The following is a 22879-nucleotide window of genomic DNA, read 5'->3' on the forward strand; positions in this document are numbered from 1 at the left end:
CCATGAAACCAATCATTATATTTTTATTGCTCTGTATATTAGGGTTCATTTCTTATGATTTCTATAAAGACTGGAACAGATTTCACGCACCTGAATATCATTATCAAACAGACGCTACTATAGATAAAGACTACCATGACTCTTCAGTGGTAATGGATTATCACGCAGCAATTCAAGATCTCAACTCTTTTATTAAGCTACAATGGACAGCAAATGATATAGATGTAAGATTACCAGAAGATGACGATTTAGAAACAACACTCGCTGTAGAAAAGTATGCTGAAAAATTAGCACGTGTTACTTATCTAGAACAAAAACTAGCGCAGTCTGCAAGTTATAAATCTAATGGATGGAACAATCAACAGATTATCGATTTTGAAAATAATCACAGTAGTCCAGAGGAAATCAAAACTATAAAACAAAAGAGTTTAATAAAGCAACTCTATAATAATCATTGGGAAAATAGTCAACGCATAGGTGCTAAAAACGTGTTGATTTTTGAGATACAAAAAAAACTCATAGCACAAGGTTATGATATGTCTCTAGACGGTGTTTTTGCAAAAGCGACTATGGAAGCACTAGCTGATTTTGAATCCAAAAACAATCTTTTTCCAGATGGTAAAATAGATGTATTAACTTTTGAGGCTTTAATGGGTAATTGAGTATTGCGATATCATTAATAACAACCTTGATTGTATCTTAGTATATAACTTTCAATGTCACCTTGTTTAAAACGTTTTTGTGCTCTTATTTCTTTAACTAAGTTTAAACAATCAGGCATCAATATCTCTGCGTTTTTTTGAAGATAAGTAGCTTTTCTATTGGAACTCTTATGGATACTGCCGAACATATCCATGTAAAGGAAACGTTTGCATAAAAATGTATATTTATTGTTTCTAAAAGTTGTGATGGTAGGAAATTCAGAATTGATATTGCTGTAGTGTGTATCGTAACTAGGTTCTGTTGCTTTCATCATATATCCATAATATGATAAATCACCTTTTATTAATTCCACGGCATATATCCATTTAGGTTTTTCTTCATCCCCTAGATTTAATGGTTTTATGTAGAACCTTTTGTCTTCATGTACTAGTTCACCTTCTACACGTTGCTTTTTGGTTACAAGTAAATCTACTATTATGTACTCAATTTCTGCCGCAGTAATTATTTTTTTAGGTAGATCATCTGATTCAATTAACTGAATCGGCCTATTGGGAGTATTGGGAATTTTTGCTCTTCCATATACTTCTTCACCACTTATTAAACCTATAGCTACATCTGTTTCATAAATCTGTGCGTCTATTTGACATACTATTAATAGTAAAAAAATGAATATGAATCTCATGAAAAATGGGTTGGTTTTCAGATTATAATTTCTAAAAATACTAACCTATTTTGATTTTAAAACTAATTCAATGAAATAATTTTCATACTACTTCTTACTCACCTCGTACAAGTCAGTCCTGCGGTCTTTTAAATTCTTCACAGCGCCATAACTGTGTAGTTCTTTTAATAAATCAAGATCCACATCTGCCACCAAGATCATTTCTGTGTTTGCTGTGGCCTCTGCCTTGACTCCATTTGATGGGAACGCAAAATCACAAGGAGTGAATACAGCACTTTGCGCATAAGAAATATCCATATTCTCAACTGCCGGTAAATTACCTACGCTACCAGCTATAGCTACATAACATTCATTTTCTACCGCTCTAGCTTGAGAGCAAAGGCGTACACGAGCATAAGCATTTTGTGTATCTGTCAAGAATGGTACAAAAAGAATTTGCATCCCTTCTTGTGCCATAATACGACTCAATTCTGGGAATTCACTGTCATAGCAAATCAAGATTCCTATTTTACCACAATCGGTGTCAAAAGTCTGGATCTTACTTCCACCTTGAAGTCCCCATACTTTTTGCTCATCTGGTGTGACGTGGATTTTTTCATAACGTTCTATCGTACCATCACGACGGCACAGATTTCCTACATTATACAATTGCCCATCAATAATTTCTGGCATAGAACCTGTAATAATGTTGATGTTATACTTAATGGATAATTCAGAAAATTTGTTTCTGATCATCTCAGTATATTTTGCTAGTTCTCTAATAGAATCACTAACACTTAACTTATTGTAAGCAGCCATAAGTGGCGCATTAAAATATTCAGGGAATAAAGCAAAATCAGACCTATAAGCTGCAACAGCATCTACAAAGTATTCTACTTGTTGCATCAACTCATTAAAACCTGAGTAAGGACGCATTTGCCACTGGATTAATCCTAACCGCACCGTGCTTTTTAATGCTGTGGTTTCTGTAACTGGTTTTGTATAGTAAATATTATCCCATTCTAGTAATACGGCAAACTCCATAGAGGCTTTATCGCCATCCAGATAGTTTTTAAGAACACGAGAAACATGGAAGTCGTTTGATAGTTGAAAGTTCAGTACAGAGTCTGTAATCTCTTTATTGCGCACTTTTTCGATGTATTCCTTAGGTGTCATTTCACTCGCGTGATTATGATAGTTAGGAATACGACCACCGAAGGCAATACCTCTTAAATTCAAATTCTCACACAGCTCTTTACGGTAATCATATAAACGACGACCTAATCGCATACCGCGATATTGTGGTTTTATAAATACCTCAATTCCATAAAGTACATCACCATCATCATCGTGCGTGGTGAACTTGTAATTTCCGGTCACTTGCTCATAGGTGTACTGGCCACTAAAATCTTCATATTTTACCACTATAGAAAGCGCACAGGCTACGATCTCTTCATTCACTTTGAGAACAACTTGACCTTCAGGAAACTTTTCAACTAGCGTTTTAATTTGTTCTTCTTTCCAATAAGAATCTGGTAGATTGCTATAAGAATCTATCATTGCATGTTTCAACTCTTCATAATCTTTAAGCTGTAAAAATTCCAGATTTAAGTTGTCTATTTTACACATATTAATATCACTCATAGTGTGTTACTTGTATTTAAATGTAATCGCAATCCATTAATATCTCACAATTGAAACGTTAATTTTTCAAGCATAAAAAACCTGTAAACCGCTATGTGTTGAGCAACTTACAGGTTTTGATTTTTGTTCCGCTTTCGCGAAAGCGGAATTAAAAATTTACATCTCTAATAAATAAGCAAAAATGAGTGGCGCCACGATAGTCGCATCACTTTCTACTATAAACTTAGGTGTGTCTTGATCTAGTTTTCCCCAAGTGATTTTTTCATTAGGTACGGCTCCAGAATAACTTCCATAACTAGTCGTAGAGTCAGATATCTGACAGAAATAACTCCAGAATGGCGTGTCTGTACGTTCCATATCTTGATACAACATAGGCACTACGCAAATAGGGAAATCACCAGCGATTCCGCCACCTATCTGGAAGAAACCGATACCGTTCTGTGAGTTGTCAGTATACCAGTCTGCAAGGAAAGTCATGTACTCGATACCACTTTTTACAGTGCTGGCTTTTAACTCACCTTTTAATACATAACTGGCAAAAATATTACCCATCGTACTATCTTCCCATCCAGGAACGACGATTGGAAGATTGGCTTTGGCAGCGGCATACATCCATGAATTCTCAATAGGAATCTCATAATACTGTTCTAGTACACCACTTAAAAGTAGTTTGTACATATATTCATGAGGGAAATAACGCTCGCCTTTTGCCTCTGCATCTTTCCATATCTCAAAGATGTGTTCTTGAAGTCTTCTAAAAGCCTCTTCTTCTGGAATACAAGTATCTGTAACACGATTCAATCCTTTTTCTAATAAATCCCATTCATCTTGCGGTGTTAAATCGCGATAGTTAGGGACTCTTTTATAATGGCTGTGCGCCACTAGATTCATCAAGTCTTCTTCTAGGTTTGCGCCTGTACAAGAAATGATGTGTACTTTATCCTGACGTATCATCTCGCCAAAGATCTTCCCAATCTCTGCAGTACTCATTGCTCCAGCAAGTGAGACCAGCATTTTAGAACCTTGATTTAATTGCGTTTCATAACCTTTGGCTGCATCTACTAGCGCAGCACTATTAAAATGTAAAAAATAGTTTTCTATAAAATCTGTAATAGGCTTACTCATTGTCTTTTATTTAATAATTAAACTAAATTGTAATAGTCACTTATACCGGTTAAGATGCTTTGTACAGCATATGACGCTAGTATAAGTCCCATAACTTTACTTATTACTGTGATACCATAACTACCTATGCGATCTTGTATTTTATTTGCGGCTAGTAATATTAACGCGGTTAATATGATGACTACAAAGACCAAAGCGGTAGTAATGAGTTGATGTTGTATCGTGTACAAATGATTATCAGTCATAAGTACAACAGCCATTATCGCACCTGGTGATGCAATAGATGGGATGGCAACGGGAAAAATGGTAACGTGTTTATAGTCTGTGATTTCATTTTTCTCACTTTCTGGTTTTCCATCACCGAAAACCATGGTCAGTGCAAAAAGAAATAAAATAACCCCACCAGAAATTTGAAAAGCATCTAATGATACTTCCATTCCTTCTAGAATGAGCTGTCCTATAACTATAAAGAATAACAAAATCAAGAATGCAATAGCACTAGCTCTTATGGCAATTTTCTTTTTATGAGTATTGTCAAATTCTTTAGTCGCCTCTAGATATACAGGAACGGTGCCTATAGGGTCTATGACGGCTATCAAGAAAAAGATGGTAGTGATTATTTGCAACATAAATTTAGTTTTCTAGGTTTTTCATTTTTTTTAATCCTGCTTTTGCAAAATCATTTGTTGTTGTATAGCCATTTTCTCCTTCTAGAGCGATGTCTTTAAACTTATAGCTCAACATTTTGTAATACAGTTTTGCTGCAAGAAAATCAGACGACTTCTCTGATGGGTTAGGGCATAACTCTACGATGTCAAATCCTACTACGTTTTTTTCTTCAAAAACAGTTTTCAAAAATTCTAGAGTTTCATACCAGTATAAACCACCAGGTTCAGGCGTGCCAGTAGATGGACATATCGATGGGTCAAAAGCATCTAAATCGATGGTGATAAATACATTTTCTGTAAGTGCTTCAGTAGCTTTCTCTTGCCAGTAGTCATCTTGAACCATTTCATGAGCCAAAAATATTTTATCGTCGTCATTAATACCTACTTCTATACTATCCATAGAGCGTATTCCTACTTGAACTAGGTTTGTTTTTTGACTTGCTTCATAAACGGCACAAGCATGATTACAAGAACTACCATCGTATTCTTTTCTTAAGTCTGCATGAGCATCAATTTGAAGTACACTTAGGTTTTCATACATTTCATTAAAGGCACGTATGCTACCTATAGAAATAGAGTGTTCTCCACCAAAAAGGGTCACAAACTTATTTTTCTTGATATACTTTTTAGTAGTTGCGTGAACGGCATCTACCATTGCTTCTGGCGAGCTGTTTTCTGTAACAGTATCTGCGAGAAAGACTCCATGATGATACACTTCTGTATCCGTTTCAATATCGTATAATTCCATATTTGCACTGGCGTCTAGAAAAGCTTCTGGACCTTTATCTGCGCCTTTTTGCCAGGTGCTTGTTCCATCATAAGGAACTGGAATTAAAACAATAGATGCATTATCTAGTCCAGCATATTCATCTGGAATTCCTGCATAGTTTAAATTGTTCATGTTATAAGCTTAAAAAAATTGGTTTTAAAATTCAATGTTTGTGTACAGCTGTATTCTGTTATAATAAAGCTTTTTTAATAAACTCAGTTATTAATATCCCAAAATATCCAGCATGTGTTCGCTGGTTTGTTGTTCTTTAAAAACGCTAGTTTTAATATCGCCATTTTCATCACGATCGATTAAAATATGTTTAGGAGCAGGTATTAAGCAGTGTTGTATGCCGCCATAGCCACCTATGCTTTCTTGATAAGCACCGGTATTAAAGAAACCTATGTAAAGAGGTTTATCTTTATGATATTTAGGTAAATAGATGGCGTTTATATTTTGCTCACTATTATAATAATCATCACTATCACAGGTAAGTCCTCCTAAAAGTACACGTTCATATTCTTCTTTCCATCTATTGAGAGACAGCATAATAAAGCGCTTATTGATAGCCCATGAGTCAGGTAAAGTGGTGATAAAAGAACTGTTGATCATGTTCCATTTCTCACGATCGTTTTGTTGTTTTTGATACAGTACTTTATAAATAGCTCCACCGCTTTCTCCTACGGTAAAAGAACCGAATTCTGTAAAAATGTGAGGTACGTCTACTTTTGCTTCATCACAAACTTGTTTAATTTGAGAAACGATCTCATCGATCATATATTCATAATCAAAATCAAAAACTAAAGAGTTCTTGATAGGAAAACCACCACCTATATTTAAACTGTCCAGAGTTGGGCATATTTTCTTGAGACTTATATAGACCTTAAGACATTTATGCAACTCATTCCAGTAATAGGCATTATCACGTATTCCAGTGTTTATAAAGAAGTGCAGCATCTTAAGATCTACTTGATCATTAGTAGCTATTTGAGTCTTATAAAAATTTAGAATATTCTTATATCCTATACCTAGTCTACTGGTATAGAATTCAAATTTAGGTTCTTCTTCACTCGCGATACGTATGCCAGCATTAAACCTCTTTGAGGTAGCATCAGTAAGAAGTGTTAACTCTTCATAGTTATCTATGATAGGAACACAGTTCTGACCAGAATTTATTAATGCGGCAATGTTTTCTATGTATTGCTCTCGCTTAAAACCGTTGCAAATAACAAAAGTGTCATTCTTAATTTTACCTTCAGCTTTTAGCTTGTTGACTATATTAATGTCAAAGGCACTCGAGGTCTCGATGTGTATGTCGTTGCTTAACGCTTCGTCCAGTACATGTTTAAAATGCGAGCTTTTTGTACAATAACAGTAGTGGTATTTTGCTTTGTAGTCCGCTTTCGCGAAAGCGGAATCAAACCAACCCTTTGCGCGGTTGATATTATCAGATATCTTAGGTAGATATGTGAATTTTAACGGCGCACCATATTGCTCTACTAGAGCCATTAGATCAATGCCGTGAAACTGAAGTTGGTCATCTTTCAGTTCAAACTCTTCCGTTGGGAAATAGTAAGTCTGGTTGATGAGGTCAATGTATTTTGTGTTCAATGTCGTTAACAGATAAATTAAAAAATAATCCCTTAAAAGCTAGAGCTTAAAAGGGATCAAATGTAAATTAGTAAAAGTTAACGGTATGTTAAATAATCATTAGATCATCTTCAAATTGATCACTTCTTGATCTTTAAGTTTACGGTAATGACCTCGCGGTAAATCCTTCTTAGTAAGACCGCCTAAAACAACGCGATCGAGAACTTTAACTTCATAACCTACCGCTTCAAATACACGTTGTACGATGTTGTCTTTACCACTGTGTATTTCTATTCCTATCTCGTTATTTTTACCGTTTTCTACGTAGTTGATTTCTTTAATTTCTATCGGTTCACGATCGATAAGAATACCGTTACGTAATTGCATTAAGTCTTCATGCTTAAAACTGCGGTCTAGGGCAACTTGATAAATTTTACGTAGTTTTTGTTTAGGATTGTTCAGTTTGTTTGCTAACTCAAGATCGTTAGTAAATAACATAATACCTAAAGATGCTCTACCTAGTCTACCTACAAAGTGAAGACTGTTAGGACTCGCACTCTCCATAAGGTCTAGAACGGTTCTACTAGAGCGTTCTCCTTTACGAGGTGAATTAAATCCTTTAGGTTTATTAAGAATAAAGTATTCCTTTTTAGATGGTTGTATAGGTCTATCATCAAAACGTACCTCATCACCAGGCATTACCTGATAACCCATTTCTACTACAGGTTTACCGTTTACACTTACACTTCCAGCTTTTATATAAATATCTGCATCACGACGGCTGCAAAGGCCAGAATTTGCGATGTACTTATTAAGTCTTGTACCAGCTTTGTCTGTCTTTCTTTTAGTAAAGCTCTCTGCTTTTTTGCGATCTATGTATTCTTTTTTAGTAACAGGTTTTCCAGAACGAGATGTTCCTACTACCTGATTTTTACCACCGCGAGTAGTAGGACGGTCGTTAGATCCTTTACCGCGAGAAGAAGATTTTCCTTTATCGCTATATGGTCTGTCATTACGTCTATCATTACCTTTTGAAGCACCAGCGCTTTTGCCATCACGGCGACCGCTACCTTTACTTTTTGATCCTTCGTTACCTCTACTCATCGTATTAAAAATTTTTTGCAAAGATAGACTTTTAGTTATTTGAATATCAACATGAAATTCAAATTATAATAGACTATTTCTTACGTCTTTAAATGGCCATATTTAACGTATATGAAAACATGAAAATCAATCGTTTTTAACACGTGATTCTCATGCGATTTAACGAGCATATGAATAGGTAATGAATGTGGTAAAAACCTATTCTCCTTTTGTATAATAGTAAAGGCCTAGAATCTACATTCCTGTTCTTATAGCCTCTACAGGATCTAGTCTTGCAGCTATAAACGCAGGGATAATACCTGCCACTAGGCCTATGCCAGCACTTACACTAGTACCTAAAAGTACGTTATAAGAAGAGAGTACAAAGGTAAAATCATCTGCCATGGAATTTGCTAGTAGCGTACCCAGCCATACAAATAGTAGTCCAAAGAGACCTCCAAAAAGTGCTAGAATAATAGATTCAAATAAGAATTGAGAAAGGATAAAACGTCTTTTGGCACCCAGAGATTTTTGAATACCTATTAAATTCGTTCGTTCTTTAACACTTACAAACATGATGTTTGCAATACCAAAACCACCTACTAGCATAGAAAAACCTGCTATAATGACTCCTATAAAAGTTAATACACTTGTAACCTGGTCTATTAAATCTGCAAAGCCTTTTAAAGGGTTGATAAAGAAATTAGTAATTTCATCTGGTTTTAAACCTCTGTAAGAACGTAGTTGCTGTTCAAAGGTTGCGATAAATTCATCTTGGTCGACTCCTTTTTTAGGTTTTAAAATAAGAGCAGCAGTTCTGTTTTTATTATTGTCACCATAAATTTTACGTACAAAATTAACCGGTACAAAAGCACTACCATCTTTAGAAGGTCCCATAATTCCCTGACCTTCTTTTTCTAATACACCTATTATTGTAAATTTATTTCCATATAACCTAACACGTTTACCGATAGGGTCGCTATCACCGAATAGGCTAGCGGCGACCTCACTGCCTATTACAGCCACAGGACTACCACTATTTGATTCGGCTCCATTAAAGAAACGCCCTTCCTTTAATTTAAGGTTTTCTATGTCGTAAAAAGACTCCGTACCTGGAGTGATGTTTACACCGGTAGCAGTTTTGTCTTCATATTTAATGTTTTCTGGAGAGGCAAAAACCGTGTAAGTAATCGCGTCTATGTCATCCATACTACGTTGTAGCATCTGGTACTCATCATAAGACACATTAGGAAATTTTTCATATTCATAACGCTCCAGTTCTGTAGGGCCGAAGGATCTATTTAAAACATAAATAGTAGAAATATCAAGGGAACTTAGGCCGTCAGTGATTTCATTTTCTAGAGAATCTATAGCTGCGAGAACACCTATGATAGAAAATATCCCTATAGTCACACCTAGAAGCGAGAGAAAAGTACGCAGCAAATTGGTGCGCAATGCATTCATGGCAAAAAAGAAACTTTCTTTTAAAACTCTTAGATAAATGAGCATGGATTGACTTTAAATTTTAAGCTGGTTAAAAATACGCTTTCTCATTGGACAAAAAAGAACCTAATTTGTTACAAAATTGTTGGAATTAATTCCGCTTTCGCGAAAGCGGAACCACAAATAACTTCTAAACGCACTAGGTAACTTATCTTTGCATCTTAAATACTATCGACAATTGGAAGAGAATTTTAAACTTACAGATCAAGTAGAATTAAAGGAGTCGCTTACTACAAAATGGCAAGCACCTTCTAATATTGCACTAGTTAAATACTGGGGAAAGCATGGTGTACAACTACCGGCAAACCCTTCTATAAGTTTTACTCTCGATGCATGTCGCACCATTACTAGTGTTAAAGCTAGTAAGGGAACACACGGTTTTAGTATAAGTTATGATGGTGTAGAAAAGCCAGAGTTTGCTCCTAAAATCAAAGCGTATTTTGAACGTATTTCTAGCTATTGTCCATGGATTACCAGCTATCATTTTGAGATAGACACACATAATACATTCCCGCACAGTTCTGGGATAGCGAGTAGTGCGAGTAGTATGGCCGCGTTGAGTGCTTGTGTAATGGATTTTGAAAGTGAGCTTACTGGTACATCTTTAGATTATCATAAAATGTCTTTTTTATCGCGTCTAGGTTCTGGTAGTGCCTGTCGCAGCCTGAAAGGAGCTGCTGTTTTATGGGGCGAGCATGTAGATACAGACGGTAGTTCTAATCTTTATGGAATTGATAAGAGTGACTTATTACATCCTGTTTTTCAAGATTTTCAGGACACTATATTGTTAGTAGACAAAGGTGAGAAGGTGGTAAGTTCTACAGTAGGTCATGATTTGATGAATGATCATGCTTATGCTAGTGCAAGATTTGAGCAAGCACAAAGTAATTTAACGATATTAAAAAAGGCGTTAAAAGATGGCGATCTAGCTGCTTTTATTAAAATAACAGAAAGTGAAGCGCTTACTTTACATGCGATGATGATGACTTCTCATCCTTATTTTATACTCATGAAACCTAATACGTTGTCGATTATCGAAGAGATTTGGGCTTTTAGAAAAGAGACGCAAATACCAGTGTGTTTTACTCTAGATGCAGGCGCAAACGTACATATGTTATATCCTAGCGAGCATAAAACTGCTGTCGATGGGTTGATTAACAACAAATTGACTAAATATTGCCAAAACTCTCATTATATTTGTGATCAGATAGGCACAGGAGCAAAAAAGTGCTAACTTAGTCATATGAAAGGACCTTTATTTTATTCTAAGATTTTACTCTTTGGAGAATACGGCATTATTAAAGACTCAAAAGGTCTCTCGATTCCTTATAACTTTTATAAGGGAGCGTTAAAAATAAGTGACGCATTAACCGATACGGCTGCTCAATCTAATAAGAATCTAGAACGTCTAGCGACACATATTGAATCGCTTCAAGAAACTGATCAAAGCTTTCCTAAGTTTGATATCGCTAGTTTTATGAATGATGTGAATGCAGGAATGTACTTTGATTCTAGCATACCACAAGGGTATGGAGTAGGAAGTAGTGGTGCGCTAGTAGCTGCTGTTTATGATAAGTATGCTATAGATAAGATTACAGTTTTAGAAAACCTGACTAGAGAGAAGTTATTGACTTTAAAAGGTGTTTTCGGTCAGATAGAAAGTTTCTTTCATGGAAAGAGTTCTGGACTAGATCCATTAAATTCTTATTTAAGTTTACCTATTCTTATCAATTCTAAAGAAGATATAGAACCAGCTGGGATACCATCGCAACTTGCGACAGGTAAAGGTGCTGTTTTTCTTTTAGACTCTGGAATAGTAGGTGAGACGGCGCCTATGGTTAACATCTTTATGGAGAATATGAAACAAGAAGGTTTCCGTTCTATGTTAAAAGATAAGTTTGTTAAATACACAGATATGTGTGTTGAAGATTTCTTAAGTGGTGATGTAAAAGGGCTTTTTGGGAATGTAAAAAAACTATCTCACGTAGTATTAGATAATTTTAAACCTATGATTCCTGCACAATTTCATGACTTATGGAAACAAGGTCTGGATACTGGTGATTATTACTTGAAACTTTGCGGTTCTGGTGGTGGAGGCTACATCTTAGGATTTACAGAAGACTTAGAAAAAGCAGAAAAAACACTTGAAGATTATAAATTAGAAGTTGTTTATTCTTTTTAAGAAATAACGATATATAAAAAAACGCTCAACTGAAAAGTTGAGCGTTTTTTGTTTAAAAGCATTTTAAGATTTTACATTAAATCTCTTCTCTCCATGCAAATCCATAAGGGCCATCTTTAGAAACCGCTTTGGAATATGGCTTTAAGTGTTCAAAATCTATTTTTAAGAATGGGATATTTTTAACCTCTACAATTATTTCTACCATGTTTATAGAAATATTAATATCAGTAGGCGATAGATTTTCTTGAACAGCAACTGTAGATGCGTACTCTTCCATTAAAGGTGGTTGAGAGCCTTTTTCAATGTAGGTCTTTACATCTTCATTACTTTGTACAATAAGGCCGCGAGAGCATATAAAACCGTCACAGAGAATTTGATATTCTTCGTTTACATTTTCAAAAACGTAGGCCCATAAACTATGCTCATCTCCTTCTACGACAACATTAAAATCTCCAAAGGAGTCTGATATATAAATTTCTTCATTCATAAATAACAACGGTTTTTAAACAATGACATCACCATCTGGAATGGCAGGTTCTAGTGTTATAGGACTTATTGTAGGATAGTAATTGCGTTTATAATGCGTGCGCTCATCATCACCTATTTTTCTAATTGCCTGATTACCTAAATTTGTAGTAACTAGTACTTCTTCATCATTAGGGAAGTGAGGAAATTTAGTCTTCCATAAAGGATATTTCTTATTCTTTCTAGCCCGGTATGCCTCATATTCAAATTGCTCGTGGTAAGCATGTATAAACTCATGTGCTAGAATAGAAGCAGCTGTATTGCGACCTACGTTAGACTTATGCCACGATTTTCTCAAATCTTTACGGAACATGGATCCCATCTCATCATAAAAAGTAATGATGTCTCGAGTACCTTCATATTGGTTTATAGTTCCATCTCTTATTATTAGATTTTTACCATGACTAGAAATGAATTCTTCTAGTATATCTACCACACGACCATCAGGAAATTCTAATATTAGAGCCTCTTTTTCATAAATAAAATCTAGAGTTCTAAATGTATTGTGTACAAATAGATTTGCCTCTGGATTAATGTAACGATCTGGATTATAGTGATAGGGCTCAAATTGCCACTTCCCAGCATTGTTCCAAAGTATTTTTATATTGCTTTCTAACATGATATTCATAAGGTGGTGGTTTATTTGTATTCAGGAGTAAGTAACACAAGAAAGTCTATGACTAGAGACACTATTTCTCCTTTCTCATCAATTCCCCAAAAGGAGGGATAAGTGCCATCACCGTAACCAGAACTATACATAGTTATGTTTGATTTAGAATTAGGAATATAAAAATTTATCCAATTGTTCTTGTTTGCTTCTTTTTTGAACTCTTTATCTAAAATATCGTCATATAAATTTTTGTTTGGATTAATTCTATAAAAATCAGATTCAAACACTTGATATTCTTGCCAAATTTGGTAATCAAATAAGCCGCCTAGTCCAGAATCAACAGGGAATCCAAAATAATCATATTTGTCTTTAAACTCGTTAATGTTCTCATTTTCGGTCAAGGCCATAACCCATTTTATTGCTTTTTTATGACTGAATTTGATTTGTACTATAGCATTTCGATCCCCTGACTGTTTTGTCTTTGCAACATAGATTTTAACAGGGTATCTTCCTGGTTTCACTGTTTTGATAAATGGTGAAGAGTTCGAAGAGATCAACCCATCACACGCCACTATTTTGCCAGTAGGTAGGTTTAAGTTTCCAATCTCAACTATTTCAATAGGAGTTTTGTCAACAAAACTATTATCAAAAAATATATTATAATCAATTAAAGAATATGCCTGAGTCTTAGGTTTTAATTTAGTATCATTCTCAGTTGAGTTTTTTATTGATTGTATTTTGTTGTTTGTCTTTAATTTTGAATCAATTGAAGTTGATTTAAAATTTTTTTCATTGTCTTTTTTACAAGATGTACAAAAGACAAACAAAAGAAGTAAAAGGATTTTATACATAATAACACATTAACTCTTCTTATAATATTCAATCGCCTCCTTAATGCGTTCAATTCTGTTTTCAGGATCAGGGTGTGTACTTTGAAATTCTGGTGTACGATTAGGACCGCCTGCTGCTTTAAGAATTTCCATAACGCCTATCATTTCATAAGGATCAAAACCTGCGTCTAGCATCATTTGTACTCCTAATTGATCGCTCTGCAACTCGTCATCACGACCATATTTCATAGTAATCATTTGTGCTATAGCTTCTGCCGCCTGGCCACCGCCTTCAGTTCCTACACTTACACCTGTAATAACACCTTGTGCTAGGCCTTGCTGGCTCATTCTAGCGGCGCTGTGTTTTGCAACTACATGACCTATCTCATGTCCCAACACTCCAGCAAGTTGGTCTACGTTTTCTAGCTGACTATAAAGTGCATAGGTGATAAAACACTGGCCACCAGGTAAAGCAAATGCGTTAATCGTACGTTCGTCTGCCAGTAGGTGAAATTCATATCGATAATCGGTGCTTTTTCCTATACTACTCTGTACTAGTTTTTGCCCTACAGCATCTACTATATTTTGATATTCTTGATTTTGATAAAGACCGCCGTGTTGTTGTATCATGCTAGGTGCCGCTTGCAGTCCCAAAGCAATTTCTTCATTTACGGTAAGATCTATGTATTGTTTTTCTCCGGTATGTTCATTAGTCTCTGCGCTGCCGCAATATTTTATAACGGCAAATGCCACTATCGCAAGCCCTATAAAAAGTCTGATTTTTCCTCCTCCGCGTTTCATTATGGTTGATTTAATAGCTACTAATTTACTTAAATCAGTCTTTTAATTTAGGGTTTACACCTTTAATGTGTTCTTCTAGATAACGATTAATGCGTTCTTCACTTATCTTATCCATTCCCATGATGTTCTCTGATCTTAAAAAAGAGACTAAATCTATGGTAGTTAGATAGTCGTTGTATCGCTTTCGCGAAAGCGGAACATAACTATAATGCCACGGCTCATATTTAAAACCTGTGCGGTTATCATTCATGGTGTAAACCAGTTCAAAGTCATACTCAGAGCTGTGTTTTTCCATCCAGTCTTTAAGTTTGCAAAAAGGACCGGTTCCATGAAATTTAGACGGTACTAAAACACTACCACTATATGTTGCGTTAGCGTCTATTAGGTCCATGTCGGTACCCCAGTGATGTCTAGATGTACCTGGAACAGTACTGTATTCTACGATTTTGTCAAAAATAGCGTCTGGTTCCAGACCTTGTGCTGCATGTTTTTTATACTTGCGATTCCAGATTTGTGTCTGTCTCGTAAAACTTCTATAACCAGAAACAACAGTGAGGTTAATGCCATCTTTTGCAGCAGCAGCTTGCATTAAATTAAAGGCAGTTTGAGTTTCTTTTTCTAGAAGGTTTTTAGGATTAGGGGACTGGCCTGTTAATTTTTTTTGGTCTATTTGAGAAGTAGTTGCGGTTGCTAACAATAAGATGCAACATAATAGTCGTATCATAATTTTTTTATCATTTTATAATGTTCTCCTACACCAGGAATGTCAAATATTTCACTGACTATTTGATAATTCATCTTTTCATAAAAAGCCGTTGCGTTTACTCTAGCGTTAAACCATAAAACTTCTATGTGGCGTTCTTTAAGGATTTGCTCTGCATGTTTTAATATTTTCTTACCTATCCCTTTTCCTTGTGCGACTTCTAGAACTGCCATACCTCTTAATTGATAGCAATGGTGTAACTTGATATCTTTTATATCTTCTAGATGTACATCCTTATTCATGAGGAAGGTGGCTACGCCTATAATCTTATCTTTTTCAAAAGCACCTAGATGAAAAGTAGTGCCCAGATCATCTCCAGAAAAGTGACAGTCTTCTATGGGTCTTCCTTTTCTAAGTACAGGCTGTCTGACAGGAAAGGTTTCTCTTGCAGTAACTGGTAATATTTCTATCATTTGTAATTACTTGAACGTTTTAAAATAATTGCTAGCAGTAATTTTGTAAAATCTAGCAGGTTCTCTATCGTCCCAAAGAAATCGATGATTGAGCTGCATTCCTAATTTTTGAGCCACTATTTGTGAGCCATAATTTAATTCATGCACGTGAGCAACGAGATATTCTATTTTATGATCTTGAAAAGCATGCCTTAATACTTCTAGACCGGACTCTGTAGCATAGCCTTTTCCCCAATATTTTTTCATAAATCGGTAGCCTATGTCTACATATCCTTCTTTTTCATTTTTCTTTAATCCAGACCAACCTAAAAATGCATTATCTTCTTTTCTTATAACTGCCATTCTACCCATTTTAAATAAAGCAAATTGCCCCTGCGGATTTGATACATAGTCCATGGCAAATTTTTTTGCGGCTTCTATATCTTCAAAGGCAAAATCACCTGTGTAACGCATCACTTCTTCATCACTGTTAAGTTCATAAAGAAATGTTGCGTCTTCCTTTTTAAAAGGACGTAGGTATAATCGTTCTGTTTCTAGTTTTAGAATCATATTCTTACATCGCTCCAGCTCTCATTCTGGTCAAATAGAACTTCAGCAAAGGGACATAATGGATTTATTTTGCGCCCTTTTTCTTTGGCAAATTCATAACTCTCTGTGATTAATTTTGTGCCTAGTCCATTGCCTTCATGCGCAGGCTCTACTTCGGTATGGTCTATGGTCATTACATTATCTTGTAGAGAATAAGTTAATTCTCCTATAGTTTTGTCGTCTTCTTTTAGATAAAAAATGCCTCTTGAATCGTTTTCGTTATGTTGTATTGTTGTCATTATTATTTTAAATATAAAATTAAATCAATTTGAAAGTTGGGCAAAATCATAACCACTGTTTACTTCTATAGCCTCATTGTCTTTAGTAAATACTCTTGCGGTGTGTGGACCACATAACAACTCTTCTTTATCAGTTACTCTTATATAACTGCCTTCTCTTAGTCCTACAACTGGTAGGTTATTGTAAAAATGAAACTCCTTGATACGTTCTTCTCTAGTTTCTCCCATGTGTGTAGAGTCTGTGTCAGGATCTAGATAATGTGCGTTAATATTATAACCTATGGCACCTGTTGTTTTAAAACTGGCTGGCATCACTATAGGCATGTCGTTAGTGTTTCTCATATTTAAACCACAAATATTACTGCCAGCACTGGTACCTATGTAAAATGTGCCTGCATAAATTTGCTTGCGTAATGTTTCCATAAGATTAAGGTCGTGCAGTGTTTTTACTAACACAAAAGTATTGCCGCCACCAGTAAAAATAGCTTGTGCATTTTTAATAGCATCCTGTGTGTTTTCATATTCATGAATACCTTTTACAGTAACACCGGTGTCTTTAAAAGCTTCTCTTACTTTGTCTGTATACGAGTCGTAAGAAATACCGCCTGGTCTGGCATATGGTATAAAAAGAAGGTTTTTTATATCGTTTATTTTGAAGGCTTTGAGTATATCTGGTAGTAAATAAGCAAGATAACTACTACCGTGTATGGTAGATGTGCTTGCGATAATCATGTTTCTCATAGATTGCGTTTGCTAGGTTAAACATCGTTAAACTCTAGCAATGATAGGGTTAATTGTACGTTCTTTGTTAGTATTAATCTTTTTTGACATTATTTTAAGTCAATAATAAACCTACCAGATGAAAAATATATTACTTCTTCTAATTCTTGCGTGTGGTGTTGCTACCGCCCAAAAAGAACGTGTACAGATACAAGGTGTTATTAATAGCGTTACTAATGAACCACTGGAAGGTGTAGCTGTTTTTAATCAGGCATCGCTCGAGGGGACCATAAGTAACAAAGAAGGTGGTTTTTTCTTACATGCTAGAAAAGGAGATAAAATATCTTTTAAAGCATTGCAGTTTGAGTCTTTTTCTTTGATCATTACTGCAAAGGTTATGGAGAATAAAAAAGTAACCATTTCATTAAATGAAGGTGTAAACCAGCTAGATGAGGTAGTGTTAGACGATGGTTTAATGAGAATAGATGTAAAAAGAACTCCTTATGTAGATCCTAAAATAAATGAAGTAAGTGATTATAATCAAAAGACTAGAGCAGTAGATCGTATAGAAAATACTTTTTCTGACCGAATTAAGCAACCAGAAGAATACGCTATACGCAACGAAGCTTTTAAACAAAGTCAACCACGATTTAACATGATAAATATAATAGGAGGACTGGCATCCATGGCTATCTTAGGTACTCTAGATGGACTTAATTTAAACACAGGCTCTGCACCAGAGACAGCGGAAAAGGAATTTGATGTTTACGTCTTGAAAAATAAATACAGCACAGAGTATCTGTTGAATTATCTAGAAATCCCACAAAAAGATTTGTACGAATTTATGCACTTTGCAAAGGATAAAGGTCTTAATGAGTCTATGTTTGAGCCAGAAAGAGAATTAGATCTATTACAATTCCTTTCAAATCAAGTAACTTTGTTTAAAGAAAAGAAAAATTACCCTGAAAAAAAAGAAGGATTCTCACCTTCTGTAAAAGAAAAAAGCAATGAAAAATAATCTATTAAGAAATGCCTTTTATGGTATCGCAGCTCTATTTTTAATAACCACTACTTCTTGTGATAGTGATGACGACCTGCCTACCGGACCATCAATTACCGTTAACACATTTTGTTACGGACTAGACTCTTTAAATTCAACTGATGTTTTTGATGCATTTAATCGTGAGGTTCTTGAGACCACCACGGCAGGTGTTTTTAACACAAGAACCTTTATCGTTGATGATAATATTACTGTAGATAATGGACAGCTAGACGGCACAGGTTTTCTTATTACTCTAGATTTATACGGTAATAGAGAACAAGAATTTCAGTCAGGAACTTATGCAATAGGTGATACAGAAGAGGTGGCAGATGCTGTAATTACTTATTTTACAGATTATGATGCTTCTATGAGAACAAATGTAGGTGTAGAGCTAGTTTCTGGTTTTGTAGGTGTTTCACCTTTCCGTACAGGTTATGCGCTAGAGATAGATGGTATAGATGCAAATGGGGATCGTTTTCATGGTATTTATCTAGGTGAAGTAACGCCTCTTAATTAAACATTTGAAGTAATCCCTAGAACATTTGATTGTGGCATGAATCTAGTTAGATTTCTATCGCAATAAAAAATAGCGCATGAAAAATTTCAAAATTGTATTGTTATTATCAGTATTGAGTTTAAGTATTTCTTCTTTCTCATTAGATAGTACGAGTGAAAAAGAAGTAGAGATATCTCGCTTTCGCGAAAGCGAGAACAACAACGATCTACACAAATACTATATTTCAGTGTCCAATGTAACTTATAGCGAGAGCGCAAAAAGTCTACAAATGATTACTAGATTTTTTATAGATGATTTAGAAGATGTGTTGAATTCAAGAATAGAAACACCGGTAGTACTGGGTGACGATGCTACTATACAAGATTTATATCCATTAATTAAAAGTTATCTAGATAAAAAGCTAGAGGTTAAAATCAACGATCAAGTTTCAAAAATTAACTTTTTAGGAGCCGAGTATGAAGGAGATCAAATAGCGCTTTACATAGAAATACCTACTTTAAAAGAGCCTAAAGAGGTATCTATGAAGTTTAATGCCTTTCTAGAATTGTTTGAAGAACAGAAGAATCTGGTTCATTTAAAAATCAATGGAGAACGTCGCACGCTTTTAATGGATAAAAATAAGGGTACTGATACTGTGAAGTTTTAGTTAAATCCTTTTTAAATTATTCTTAATTGTTAATTTAGCAAACCTTAATTTAAATCAAACACATGAAAGCTATTAAACTATTGTTTATCAGCATGATGCTTGTTTCTTATGGTTCTTTTGCACAAGAGAAAGAAGCAAAAGAAGAGCCTAAGGCTGAAGAACATGCTAACATCAACAAATTCCGACAGTTGTATCAGGAATTTTCAACTCCTAATCAATACCGTAGTGCAAGTGGTGCTCCAGGACCACAGTATTATCAGCAACGTGCTGACTACGAGATGGATATAAGATTAGATGACGAGAATCACCATATTTATGGTTATGAAACGATCACGTATACTAACAATTCTCCAGATGTGTTGGATTATCTATGGGTACAGTTAGATCAAAACATGCGTGCAAAAGATTCTAAAACTCCTCTAATAGAAGGTGGTGGTGTACAACCGTTCATGCAACCTAGTGGATTTGCAGGTGAGTATCTTTCTGAGCCATTTGATGGTGGATTCAATATTTTAAAGGTTCTTGATAAAAGCGGTAACCCATTAAAGTATATGATCAACAACACTATGATGCGTGTTGAATTACCATCAAAATTAAAAACTGGTAAAGAGTTTGAATTTGATATAGAATGGGATTATAATATTAATAATCACGTAGAAGGTCGTGGCCGTAGTGGTTATGAGCAATTTCCTGACGGACATAGAGCTTATGTAATTGCTCAGTTCTATCCAAGAATGGCAGTTTATAATGACGTAGAAGGATGGCAAAACAGCCAGTTCTATGGTCGTGATGAGTTTGCATTACCTTTCGGTACTTTTGAAGTAAACATTACAGTACCTGCTGACCACTGGCTAGACGGAACTGGTAAATTAACTAACCGTAAAGATGTTTATTCTAAGACTGAACTTGCACGTTATGAACAAGCACAAAAATCTTTTGAAAACCCAGTAGTTATTAGAACGCAACAAGAAGCTGAAAAGCTTGCTATGATGCCAGGTTCTAAATCTACTAAGACATGGAAACTTAAAGCAGATTATGTTCGTGATTTCGGATGGACTTCTTCTCGTCGTTATGTAGCAGATGCTATGGCAGTAAAAGTAGGAGGAAAGGATATCATGGCTGTTTCTATCTACCCACCAGAAGGTAATCCTTTATGGGAACAATGGTCTACTAAGGCTGTTGCACAGACTTTAAAGTCTTATTCTAGAATGACTTTTGACTACCCTTACCACAAAGCAATCTCTGTACATGCAAAGAATCAAGGTATGGAATACCCAATGATCTGTTGGAATTATGGACGTCCTGATGCAGATGGTAACTATTCTGACCGTGTAAAATTCGGTATGATATCAGTAATTATTCATGAAGTAGGTCACAACTATTTCCCTATGATCGTAAACTCTGATGAGCGTCAGTGGACATGGATGGACGAAGGTTTAAACACTTTTGTACAGTACGTTGCAGAGCAGGACATGGGAGAGAATTACCCAGCTTCTATAGAAGGATTAGACGCTTATCCATCTAGACGTGGACCAGCAGCTAAAATTGTTCCTTACATGGCTGGTGATCAACGATACATTGCTCCTATTATGAGTAAAGGTTTAAATACATACCAGTTCGGTTCTAACGCATATGGTAAGCCAGGTACTGCACTTAATATTTTGAGAGAAACAGTAATGGGACGTGAGTTGTTTGATTATTCTTTCCGTACGTATTCTCAAAGATGGATGTTTAAGCACCCAACGCCAGAAGATTTCTTCCGTACTATGGAAGATGCAAGTGCAATGGATCTAGACTGGTTCTGGAGAGGATGGTTCTACACAACTCAATTTAACGATATGGGTATTGAATCTGTAGATAAGTATTATGTTTCTAGTGAGAAAAACCAAGCTATGAAAGATTTACAGAAGCAAAGGAACATTGATGATAGCAGAATTCCACAAATGGTTTACATGGTAAAAGAAGGTAGTGAAGATTATAATGAATCTCTTAAAGGTCAAGAGCCTTCTGAGGTAGTAGGTGAATTAAAATCTTACTTAATGGATAACTTTACAGCTAGTGAAAGAGCAGCTATGAAATCTCCTAAGTTTTTCTATGAAATTAAAGTAGTAAAGCCAGGTGGTCTAGTAATGCCTATCATTATTGAGTATACTTATGCAGACGGTACTTCTGAAACAGTAACGCACCCAGCAGAAATCTGGAGACTTAATGATAAAGAAGTAGGTTTAAGTAAAGCTAGTACTAAGGAAATCGTTAAAATAGTAATAGATCCTAAACTAGAAACTGCAGATGTTGATACATCTAACAATACATGGCCAGCTGCTGCTGAAGTAAGCAAGTTTGACCAAATGAAGAAATAAGAATTTCTTCTTATAATAACTTTAAAAACCAGATTCACAATGAATCTGGTTTTTTTGTGTTTAATAACAAATATCTTTACGGTATGAAATTATTCCAGCTAGTAACTATTTGTGCTTTATTAATTATTTCTTGTGATGATCCATCACTAGACCAGCAAGGTGATGTGGATGAAATAGTAGATCCTATTGCAAACCTTATGGAATTAAGTTCTATACAAATAGCACAAGGGACATTTAATAATGTGACAGATAACATAGACATCGTTTATAATAACGATGCATTGATTAGTCAAATATTGTTTACCGGTACCACAAATATTACTTATAATATCGAGTATACTTCTAATAATAGATTAGAGACTATTACTAAAGTAGATGCAACTACCTTACTTTATAACTTCACTTATGATGAAGATTTTGTTTTTATAAACTTTACAGATTCTAATGGAGATGATGTAGAGATGCAGTTATTTACCGATACCCAAAACAGAATTAATAGGGTTCTCACCACGGTTACAGACGTTTCTGGTATTTCTACTCAAACAGAAGATTTAAGGTACTCTTATAATGCAAATTTTAATGTAGATCGTATTAATAGTCTTGCTGCTAATGGCTTTACTGTAGATGCGTATAGTGAGCTTACATACGAGTTTAGTAACAACCCTTTTAGAGACATGAATGATGTCTTAAGGTTACTTATTTTTCCAGATTTTGTACCCTACACTAGATATGTGCCTATTACTAGAGAAAATTTTATCGCAGCATCCAGTGGTTTTACTTTAGAAAACTCTTTCTCTTTTATTTATACGTTGCGTGAAGATCAGTTTCCTAGCTCTCGAGAAGTTGTAAAAACAGAATCAGGAGTAAGTACAACAACATTTGAGATATTTAATTATCTATAATTCTTAACGTAATTCAAAATAGTCCTATCGTATAT

Annotated in this window: 25 protein-coding genes; 8 read left to right on the top strand and 17 right to left on the bottom strand. The window is 35.1% G+C overall.

Annotated features, from left to right (window positions below):
- Window positions 1-2 precede the first annotated feature (2 nt).
- Window positions 3-662, top strand: coding sequence for a peptidoglycan-binding protein (locus ACJJVN_RS14675; protein ID WP_405379070.1), 660 nt, complete (start codon window positions 3-5; stop codon window positions 660-662).
- Between the two features lie 14 nt (window positions 663-676).
- On the opposite strand, the gene ACJJVN_RS14680 is transcribed toward ACJJVN_RS14675, so the two are convergent.
- The 8 genes from ACJJVN_RS14680 to ACJJVN_RS14715 all read right to left on the bottom strand — a co-directional run bounded on the left by ACJJVN_RS14680 (window position 677) and on the right by ACJJVN_RS14715 (window position 9712).
- On the bottom strand, window positions 677-1345 hold the full coding sequence (locus ACJJVN_RS14680) for a hypothetical protein (RefSeq protein ID WP_405379073.1): 669 nt from the start codon (window positions 1343-1345) through the stop codon (window positions 677-679).
- A gap of 87 nt (window positions 1346-1432) precedes the next feature.
- Window positions 1433-2968 (bottom strand): bifunctional GNAT family N-acetyltransferase/carbon-nitrogen hydrolase family protein, encoded by a 1536-nt coding sequence (locus ACJJVN_RS14685; protein ID WP_405379075.1) that lies wholly within the window; start codon window positions 2966-2968, stop codon window positions 1433-1435.
- Between the two features lie 156 nt (window positions 2969-3124).
- Complete coding sequence (locus ACJJVN_RS14690) at window positions 3125-4093, bottom strand: deoxyhypusine synthase family protein (protein ID WP_405379078.1); 969 nt, start codon at window positions 4091-4093, stop codon at window positions 3125-3127.
- Between the two features lie 17 nt (window positions 4094-4110).
- Window positions 4111-4722 carry a MarC family protein gene (locus tag ACJJVN_RS14695; protein WP_104514590.1) on the bottom strand — a complete coding sequence of 204 codons (612 nt, stop codon included), beginning with the start codon at window positions 4720-4722 and terminating at the stop codon, window positions 4111-4113.
- Window positions 4723-4726: 4 nt separating this feature from the next.
- Window positions 4727-5662, bottom strand: a complete 936-nt coding sequence (speB, locus tag ACJJVN_RS14700; RefSeq protein ID WP_405379081.1) for an agmatinase — start codon at window positions 5660-5662, stop codon at window positions 4727-4729.
- A 90-nt stretch (window positions 5663-5752) separates the two neighbouring features.
- Entirely contained in the window at window positions 5753-7141 is a 1389-nt protein-coding gene (locus ACJJVN_RS14705; RefSeq protein ID WP_405369821.1) for an arginine decarboxylase, read from the bottom strand.
- A gap of 99 nt (window positions 7142-7240) precedes the next feature.
- The gene (locus ACJJVN_RS14710; RefSeq protein ID WP_245890627.1) at window positions 7241-8245 is read right to left on the bottom strand and encodes a pseudouridine synthase; all 1005 of its coding nucleotides are present in this window, start codon (window positions 8243-8245) and stop codon (window positions 7241-7243) included.
- Window positions 8246-8458: 213 nt separating this feature from the next.
- Entirely contained in the window at window positions 8459-9712 is a 1254-nt protein-coding gene (locus ACJJVN_RS14715) for an ABC transporter permease (protein WP_405379084.1), read from the bottom strand.
- 172 nt (window positions 9713-9884) lie between these two features.
- Here ACJJVN_RS14715 and ACJJVN_RS14720 point away from each other — a divergent pair, with 172 nt between their 5' ends.
- Together ACJJVN_RS14720 and ACJJVN_RS14725 are read left to right on the top strand one after the other, a co-directional pair.
- Window positions 9885-10940, top strand: coding sequence for a diphosphomevalonate/mevalonate 3,5-bisphosphate decarboxylase family protein (locus tag ACJJVN_RS14720; protein WP_405379086.1), 1056 nt, complete (start codon window positions 9885-9887; stop codon window positions 10938-10940).
- 9 nt (window positions 10941-10949) lie between these two features.
- Window positions 10950-11888, top strand: a complete 939-nt coding sequence (locus ACJJVN_RS14725) for a mevalonate kinase (RefSeq protein WP_104514596.1) — start codon at window positions 10950-10952, stop codon at window positions 11886-11888.
- Between the two features lie 76 nt (window positions 11889-11964).
- On the opposite strand, the gene ACJJVN_RS14730 is transcribed toward ACJJVN_RS14725, so the two are convergent.
- From ACJJVN_RS14730 to pepE, 9 genes are read right to left on the bottom strand one after another with little or no spacing between them, the layout of a single operon-like run.
- Window positions 11965-12375 carry a hypothetical protein gene (locus ACJJVN_RS14730; RefSeq protein ID WP_405379089.1) on the bottom strand — a complete coding sequence of 137 codons (411 nt, stop codon included), beginning with the start codon at window positions 12373-12375 and terminating at the stop codon, window positions 11965-11967.
- 15 nt (window positions 12376-12390) lie between these two features.
- A complete protein-coding gene (locus ACJJVN_RS14735; protein ID WP_104514598.1) occupies window positions 12391-13041 on the bottom strand; it encodes a hypothetical protein in 651 nt (216 codons plus the stop codon).
- Between the two features lie 11 nt (window positions 13042-13052).
- Window positions 13053-13874: a DUF4241 domain-containing protein gene (locus ACJJVN_RS14740; protein WP_405379092.1), complete on the bottom strand. Its 822-nt coding sequence runs from the start codon at window positions 13872-13874 to the stop codon at window positions 13053-13055.
- A 9-nt stretch (window positions 13875-13883) separates the two neighbouring features.
- Window positions 13884-14654, bottom strand: a complete 771-nt coding sequence (locus tag ACJJVN_RS14745) for a M48 family metalloprotease (protein WP_405379094.1) — start codon at window positions 14652-14654, stop codon at window positions 13884-13886.
- 34 nt (window positions 14655-14688) lie between these two features.
- On the bottom strand, window positions 14689-15378 hold the full coding sequence (locus ACJJVN_RS14750; protein WP_405379097.1) for a M15 family metallopeptidase: 690 nt from the start codon (window positions 15376-15378) through the stop codon (window positions 14689-14691).
- Window positions 15375-15830 carry a GNAT family N-acetyltransferase gene (locus tag ACJJVN_RS14755; RefSeq protein ID WP_104514602.1) on the bottom strand — a complete coding sequence of 152 codons (456 nt, stop codon included), beginning with the start codon at window positions 15828-15830 and terminating at the stop codon, window positions 15375-15377. Before ACJJVN_RS14755 ends, ACJJVN_RS14750 begins: the two co-directional genes overlap by 4 nt.
- 6 nt (window positions 15831-15836) lie before the next feature.
- Window positions 15837-16379, bottom strand: a complete 543-nt coding sequence (locus tag ACJJVN_RS14760) for a GNAT family N-acetyltransferase (RefSeq protein ID WP_104514603.1) — start codon at window positions 16377-16379, stop codon at window positions 15837-15839.
- On the bottom strand, window positions 16376-16657 hold the full coding sequence (locus ACJJVN_RS14765; protein WP_348114676.1) for a GNAT family N-acetyltransferase: 282 nt from the start codon (window positions 16655-16657) through the stop codon (window positions 16376-16378). The genes ACJJVN_RS14760 and ACJJVN_RS14765 overlap by 4 nt, the downstream gene beginning before the upstream one ends.
- Window positions 16658-16681: 24 nt before the next feature.
- Entirely contained in the window at window positions 16682-17398 is a 717-nt protein-coding gene (gene pepE / locus ACJJVN_RS14770) for a dipeptidase PepE (RefSeq protein WP_405379100.1), read from the bottom strand.
- A gap of 118 nt (window positions 17399-17516) precedes the next feature.
- Between pepE and ACJJVN_RS14775 the strand changes: the two genes are divergently transcribed.
- The 5 genes from ACJJVN_RS14775 to ACJJVN_RS14795 all read left to right on the top strand — a co-directional run bounded on the left by ACJJVN_RS14775 (window position 17517) and on the right by ACJJVN_RS14795 (window position 22844).
- Window positions 17517-18395 (top strand): carboxypeptidase-like regulatory domain-containing protein, encoded by an 879-nt coding sequence (locus ACJJVN_RS14775; RefSeq protein ID WP_405379103.1) that lies wholly within the window; start codon window positions 17517-17519, stop codon window positions 18393-18395.
- Complete coding sequence (locus ACJJVN_RS14780; RefSeq protein ID WP_104514607.1) at window positions 18385-18936, top strand: hypothetical protein; 552 nt, start codon at window positions 18385-18387, stop codon at window positions 18934-18936. Before ACJJVN_RS14775 ends, ACJJVN_RS14780 begins: the two co-directional genes overlap by 11 nt.
- Window positions 18937-19012: 76 nt before the next feature.
- On the top strand, window positions 19013-19582 hold the full coding sequence (locus ACJJVN_RS14785; RefSeq protein ID WP_405379105.1) for a DUF6702 family protein: 570 nt from the start codon (window positions 19013-19015) through the stop codon (window positions 19580-19582).
- A 62-nt stretch (window positions 19583-19644) separates the two neighbouring features.
- The gene (locus ACJJVN_RS14790) at window positions 19645-21942 is read left to right on the top strand and encodes a M1 family metallopeptidase (RefSeq protein ID WP_104514609.1); all 2298 of its coding nucleotides are present in this window, start codon (window positions 19645-19647) and stop codon (window positions 21940-21942) included.
- A gap of 83 nt (window positions 21943-22025) precedes the next feature.
- Window positions 22026-22844, top strand: a complete 819-nt coding sequence (locus ACJJVN_RS14795) for a hypothetical protein (RefSeq protein ID WP_405369810.1) — start codon at window positions 22026-22028, stop codon at window positions 22842-22844.
- The last annotated feature ends 35 nt before the right edge of the window (window positions 22845-22879 follow it).

The sequence above is a fragment of the Nonlabens sp. Asnod3-A02 genome, from assembly GCF_045063755.1.
Classification (GTDB): Bacteria; Bacteroidota; Bacteroidia; order Flavobacteriales; family Flavobacteriaceae; genus Nonlabens; species Nonlabens xylanidelens.

Coding starts and splice junctions, on each gene's coding strand:
- ACJJVN_RS14675 (WP_405379070.1), top strand. CDS start 3: ATGAAACCAATCATTATATTTTTATTGCTCTGTATATTAGGGTTCATT.
- ACJJVN_RS14680 (WP_405379073.1), bottom strand. CDS start 1,345: ATGAGATTCATATTCATTTTTTTACTATTAATAGTATGTCAAATAGAC.
- ACJJVN_RS14685 (WP_405379075.1), bottom strand. CDS start 2,968: ATGAGTGATATTAATATGTGTAAAATAGACAACTTAAATCTGGAATTT.
- ACJJVN_RS14690 (WP_405379078.1), bottom strand. CDS start 4,093: ATGAGTAAGCCTATTACAGATTTTATAGAAAACTATTTTTTACATTTT.
- ACJJVN_RS14695 (WP_104514590.1), bottom strand. CDS start 4,722: ATGTTGCAAATAATCACTACCATCTTTTTCTTGATAGCCGTCATAGAC.
- speB (WP_405379081.1), bottom strand. CDS start 5,662: ATGAACAATTTAAACTATGCAGGAATTCCAGATGAATATGCTGGACTA.
- ACJJVN_RS14715 (WP_405379084.1), bottom strand. CDS start 9,712: ATGCTCATTTATCTAAGAGTTTTAAAAGAAAGTTTCTTTTTTGCCATG.
- ACJJVN_RS14725 (WP_104514596.1), top strand. CDS start 10,950: ATGAAAGGACCTTTATTTTATTCTAAGATTTTACTCTTTGGAGAATAC.
- ACJJVN_RS14730 (WP_405379089.1), bottom strand. CDS start 12,375: ATGAATGAAGAAATTTATATATCAGACTCCTTTGGAGATTTTAATGTT.
- ACJJVN_RS14735 (WP_104514598.1), bottom strand. CDS start 13,041: ATGAATATCATGTTAGAAAGCAATATAAAAATACTTTGGAACAATGCT.
- ACJJVN_RS14740 (WP_405379092.1), bottom strand. CDS start 13,874: ATGTATAAAATCCTTTTACTTCTTTTGTTTGTCTTTTGTACATCTTGT.
- ACJJVN_RS14745 (WP_405379094.1), bottom strand. CDS start 14,654: ATGAAACGCGGAGGAGGAAAAATCAGACTTTTTATAGGGCTTGCGATA.
- ACJJVN_RS14750 (WP_405379097.1), bottom strand. CDS start 15,378: ATGATACGACTATTATGTTGCATCTTATTGTTAGCAACCGCAACTACT.
- ACJJVN_RS14755 (WP_104514602.1), bottom strand. CDS start 15,830: ATGATAGAAATATTACCAGTTACTGCAAGAGAAACCTTTCCTGTCAGA.
- ACJJVN_RS14760 (WP_104514603.1), bottom strand. CDS start 16,379: ATGATTCTAAAACTAGAAACAGAACGATTATACCTACGTCCTTTTAAA.
- ACJJVN_RS14765 (WP_348114676.1), bottom strand. CDS start 16,657: ATGACAACAATACAACATAACGAAAACGATTCAAGAGGCATTTTTTAT.
- pepE (WP_405379100.1), bottom strand. CDS start 17,398: ATGAGAAACATGATTATCGCAAGCACATCTACCATACACGGTAGTAGT.
- ACJJVN_RS14775 (WP_405379103.1), top strand. CDS start 17,517: ATGAAAAATATATTACTTCTTCTAATTCTTGCGTGTGGTGTTGCTACC.
- ACJJVN_RS14780 (WP_104514607.1), top strand. CDS start 18,385: ATGAAAAATAATCTATTAAGAAATGCCTTTTATGGTATCGCAGCTCTA.
- ACJJVN_RS14785 (WP_405379105.1), top strand. CDS start 19,013: ATGAAAAATTTCAAAATTGTATTGTTATTATCAGTATTGAGTTTAAGT.
- ACJJVN_RS14790 (WP_104514609.1), top strand. CDS start 19,645: ATGAAAGCTATTAAACTATTGTTTATCAGCATGATGCTTGTTTCTTAT.
- ACJJVN_RS14795 (WP_405369810.1), top strand. CDS start 22,026: ATGAAATTATTCCAGCTAGTAACTATTTGTGCTTTATTAATTATTTCT.